4 protein-coding genes, 1 tRNA gene and 1 pseudogene are annotated in these 4595 nt (G+C 63.6%); 4 read left to right on the top strand and 2 right to left on the bottom strand.

All coding sequences use genetic code 11. From position 1 onward, the window contains the following. The coding region (locus tag WA317_RS12915; RefSeq protein ID WP_425173406.1) for a phospholipase D-like domain-containing protein at positions 1–565 on the top strand (565 nt) is incomplete at its 5' end. 173 nt (positions 566–738) lie between these two features. Next, positions 739–1500, top strand: a complete 762-nt coding sequence (locus WA317_RS12910; RefSeq protein ID WP_425173405.1) for an STAS domain-containing protein — start codon at positions 739–741, stop codon at positions 1498–1500. A 5-nt stretch (positions 1501–1505) separates the two neighbouring features. Here WA317_RS12910 and WA317_RS12905 read toward each other — a convergent pair whose 3' ends face one another. Further along, on the bottom strand, positions 1506–1901 hold the full coding sequence (locus WA317_RS12905) for a DUF732 domain-containing protein (RefSeq protein ID WP_425173404.1): 396 nt from the start codon (positions 1899–1901) through the stop codon (positions 1506–1508). A 1064-nt stretch (positions 1902–2965) separates the two neighbouring features. On the opposite strand from WA317_RS12905, the gene WA317_RS12900 reads away from it, so the two are divergent. Both WA317_RS12900 and WA317_RS12895 read left to right on the top strand, forming a co-directional pair. After that, positions 2966–3778 carry a hypothetical protein gene (locus tag WA317_RS12900; protein ID WP_425173403.1) on the top strand — a complete coding sequence of 271 codons (813 nt, stop codon included), beginning with the start codon at positions 2966–2968 and terminating at the stop codon, positions 3776–3778. A 344-nt stretch (positions 3779–4122) separates the two neighbouring features. Then, a pseudogene (locus WA317_RS12895) lies at positions 4123–4452 on the top strand (tyrosine-type recombinase/integrase); the annotation flags it as partial. A gap of 44 nt (positions 4453–4496) precedes the next feature. Here WA317_RS12895 and WA317_RS12890 read toward each other — a convergent pair. After that, positions 4497–4587 (bottom strand) — tRNA-Ser (locus WA317_RS12890). Positions 4588–4595: the final 8 nt, after the last annotated feature.

Genomic DNA, 4595 nt, shown 5'->3' with positions numbered 1-4595 from the left:
GTACTACCCAACGAGCCGGGACGCGTGGGTTCTCGACACCGACCCCACCGACGTGGCAGCCATTGCCACCACGTTCGACACCGATAACGCCGCGGCACCCGGCGGGCGCCCGCCCGCGGCGACGCCGGCGCCTCACCTGATCTGGTCACCGGCAGCCCGAGCCGAGTTCCTACCGCGCATCGACCGGGCCGACCAGAGCGTCGACGTGACCAGCGAGGAACTCAAGGACCGCGCCGTGATCAGTGCGCTGGACAAGGCCGCGCGCCGCGGCGTGCGCTGCCGGATCGTCCTCACGGAGAATCCGGCGTGGGCCAACGCCGTGGCCGAAGTCTCGGCCGCCGGGTGTTCAGTGCACCTGCTACCGGCAACCAGAACGGCGCTGTACATGCACGAGAAAATCCTGCTCACCGACAGCACCATGCTTGTCATCGGCAGCCAGAACCTCTCCACCACAAGCCTGCTGGAGAACCGCGAACTGTCCCTCGCGCTGGACACATCAAGTGCGCCGGAGGTGGTGGCCGCAGTGGCCGCCGCCTTCGACACCGACTTCACCGGCCCTTCCTGACCCCGGATCACCCCTTCGACCGCTGGAAAGTGCACTTGATTCCGAAACGACGGCAACACCTACCGGATACTTAGGTACGTCTCAGCAAGCGGCCGGTTCGGCGGGGAACGATGGGCGGCATGACGGTAAGGTCGGCTTACCGCCATCGTCCACGTGGGGGGAGCATGCGCGGGATGTTACGGACACACGCCCAAACGCTGCAGGGCTACGCAGTTATGCGGCTGAGCGGAGTGTTGCACGCGGCCACTTACCGGCAAGCCCGCGACGCGGTCATCAAAGCGGCGTTGGACCAGACCACCGCGGTGATCATCGATGTCAACGAACTCGACGTTCGGGACGAAGGTTCCTGGGCGGTGTTCACCAGCGCCCGCTGGCACGTGAAGCCGTGGCCAGACGTCACCATTGCCCTGGCATGCCGCGACCACACCGTCCGCCGCCTACTCACCCGGCTGTCCATCACCCGGTACGTCCCGGTTTTTGCGACCGTCTCGGCCGCGGCGGCCGCGATCGGCTCCCGGCGATGCCGCTACGACCACCGCGCCCGCGCGCACGTCGCACCCCAACGGTCCAGCATCCGGGGCGCTCGGGTGTTCGTGCGCGACAACCTCGCCCAGTGGTCGATGACTCACAATATTCCGGTGGCTATCACGGTGGCCAACATCTTCGTCGAGAACGCGTTGAGCTACACCGACGACGGCTGCGAAGTTCGGCTGGAGAGCACCGAGGAGGACGGCGTCGTCATTGCGGTGTCCGACACCAGCACCACACCGGCAGTCCGTCGGGAGCGCACGCCTGGCAGTCTCCCGGCCGGATTGGACGTCGTGGCCGCACTGTGCGGCCAGTGGGGCAACGTTCCGACCACCACAGGCAAGACCGTTTGGGCGAAGATCAGCCCGGACGACACGATCGGCGGAATTGCCGAACTGCTGCTCTGACCCTGTTACGGCGCAGCCGGTAGCGGAGGCAGATCGACGAACCACGACTGCGGCGGCGGCGTCTGGTTGGGCGGTGGCGGCGGGTTTCCCAGCAGCTGGGGGCAGTAAGCACTGGCCGCGATGGTGGTGAACTGGGTGGCGCTGGATGTCGTGAATCCGGGATTCTCCGCCGTCAGGCTCGAGATGACGTCGGCCTCCTGCTGACCCTGGTTCATCAGGTCGCAGGCCCGTCGGCCGGCTGCGATCGCGTTGGCCGTGCTGCCATAAGAGATGCCGGCCCTGTCGAGCTCGGCCAGAAAGCTCCTATCCGCGTTCGGACCACCGCCGCCCGAGTCGGCGTGGGCCGGCGCGGTCAGGCCCATCACCGCGCCGAAGCTCGCAAGCATCGCAAGTAGTCGCATCGCTTCATACTCGTACAGCTCGGCGGCCTTTAACGGAGTTGTGCCGGGTAGTTCACCGACTCGTCACGTATTGAACCGGGCGAGAAGCGTTGGCGGTGACGGACGGATTGGAACCCTATTCAGTAACCTGCAGACACGCCCCATAGGTGTGGCTAACTGCTAAAAGACATCACGGTAACTCACGCCAGTTACCTGTAACTGTACCCAACTTGTGCCCACGGTGTGCCCACGGGAACCGCAGCGCCCTAGCTCACGACTGACAGTTATTGGACCATCCCGGCCTCTCCTCGGGGCGGTCCGTCGCACGCCAAAAGTTTCGCCATCCGTGGACACCGCGACACTATTCCGCCCGATTTGAAGGGGGTGATGTACCACCCCCAGAGCGCGTCAATGCTTTGCGCCGGCTGGGCGTGCATGCTCCCAACCCATTGGCGACCTGGACATCATGAGTCCGAGCTGCGGCTACTTGCCGCCGTGCGCCGGTCGATTCGCGAGCAACGGCGGCCCGTACACCGTCGCTCCACATTCCAGGCACGTCCAGCTTGAATGGCCGCCCCGGCACGAGCACGGCTGTGACCCACAAGCACCCGATTCGCGCCGAGCCGATGACAGCGCCGGCAGCGCTCTGGCGGACGGGCCATCCAACGGCCATCGGTGTGCAGCGGACCAGCTCGCCTACTGCCAGGCTGGTGCGGCTGCTGACGGCAAAAAGCCCCATTCAATATAAAGCGGCAAAAAGATAAGGACGTTCCTTCGTATACGGCGACCACTGTGCGCCGCCATCAAAGTAAGGTGCCCCATTTCTCCGCACAGTTACCTTCGCTTGAGGGCCGTTTAAACAACTGGCTAAGAAGTTTCTGAGAAAAACTTTCGGTTTTCTGACACCGTGGCGTTGTGCGCTGTATTTTCCAGGTGCGTCGAACAGCCGTATTGCTCCCGCAATCCACAACCGCATCAGTGCTCTGCCCAAACTTCGGGAGGTCGCAATGTTAGGTCGTAAGCTTCGTTCGCTGAAATTTCGAGTAGTCGCGAGTGCCAGCGCGGGTCTATTGACACTGACGGCGATGACGAACTCGGCTGTCGCATACGGCCAGATTGGCGACACCGCCTCGTCAGCTGCAGAGATACCTGTACAGCTCACCGCCTACACTGACACGATCAGCAACGCGGCGAGCGATGCGGCGTCGTCTTATTCGTCATTCTTTTCTGACCTGCCATCACTGCCGCCGCTTATCGTCGGCCTCAACATTCCGGGTGTGTTCGATGGATTCAACAATCTGACTGGCTTTTTGCCGTGGGACTATAGCATCGGGCTTACCCTCGGCAACGCCGGCGGCCTCGGCATTCAGCCTTGGGCCCCCGATAACCCGATATTCTCACTAGTCGCCGAGAGCGTGGGCACAACCTCGGGTGCATGGCCCGGTGTCGCCAGCCTCGTCGGCGTAGAAACACTTCTCGGCGGTTTCACGAACACCGAGTCGTACGCAAACTTTTTTGACCCCACCGGCACCACGTGCCTGATCTGCGACACCTTCTCCCTGCTGGGCCCGGGTAACACTAATCTCTTCAGCTGGACAACCGACTTCCCGATCGGTGGGCTGCCGCAGTTCGAGTTGACAACGCCGCTTGCGAGTTTCGGCCCAGAGCTGGGGAACGCGTTCGACTACTCGCCGTTAGCGAATGGCCTCGTGGGTGACCCGACAACCCTCATGTCGGCCATCGCGAGCGGTCCAGCGTCGTCGTTGACGGCCGAGTTGACGAATCTAGCTCCAACGATGAGCGCTGATCTCAGTGCGCTGTTGGGTAGCCTTGGAGCGAATCTCACTGCAGACGTTTCGACGCTCCTGCCGACGCTGCTGACAGGCCTGATCCCGTAGTGATCGAGAGGTCAAAGGCGTGGGATCGGCGCTGTGCAAGGTTGAAATCTTCCGTCAGCCATCAGGCTCAGCCCTGCTACCAGTCATCGACTTGACCATGGCGAGCTTCCGGGGCCGCTGCGAACCGCGAGCCAGCCTGTCCAGAATCGCGGTGAGCTGGCGGGCCGCCGCCGGCTGAGTCGCAACATGCCGCGGATCGTCGAGGATGCCCGCCAGCGCCAGCGCCGCGGCGTGAGTGAGTTTCCAGCGCGTCGATCTCGGCGGCAACCGCCGGTAGAACCGAATTTGCTGCCGTTTGTGCCATGTTTTGCTGGTGCGTTTCTGGCGTTTCCGCAGGTCAGTGCGTTGTGTTCACCGCGCCGGACGGCGGCTATCTGCCGCGGCCTAAGTCAGCCGACGGATGGTTCGCGGCCGCAGTGCGCAAGGCTGGCGTGCAGGACATAACTCCGCACGACCTACGGCACACCTGCGCATCGCTGGCGGTGTCGGCCGGCGTCAATGTACTGGCGCTGCAACGGATGCTCGGGCCTACCTCGGCGAAGGTAACGCTCGACACCTAGGCGGACCTATTCGACGACGATTTAGACGCCGTTGCGGTCGCGCTGCACAGCCGTTACTCGCGCTCAAGTGTGGGCAAAGTGTGGGCAGAGGATGTCGGAGGCGCCGGCGCGTGACCGTGAAAAGGCTGGCCTAGCTGCGCAAACAGGTCGGGAAGCTTTGGCGGTGGCGGAGGGATTTGAACCCTCGGACGGGGGTTACCCGTCACACGCTTTCGAGGCGTGCTCCTTAGGCCGCTCGGACACGCCACCGCAGGGCA

This window comes from Mycobacterium sp., from assembly GCF_049802695.1.
GTDB lineage: Bacteria > Actinomycetota > Actinomycetes > Mycobacteriales > Mycobacteriaceae > Mycobacterium.
The sequence above is the reverse complement of the archived record's forward strand: the minus strand, read 5'-3'. Positions and strand labels throughout refer to the sequence as shown.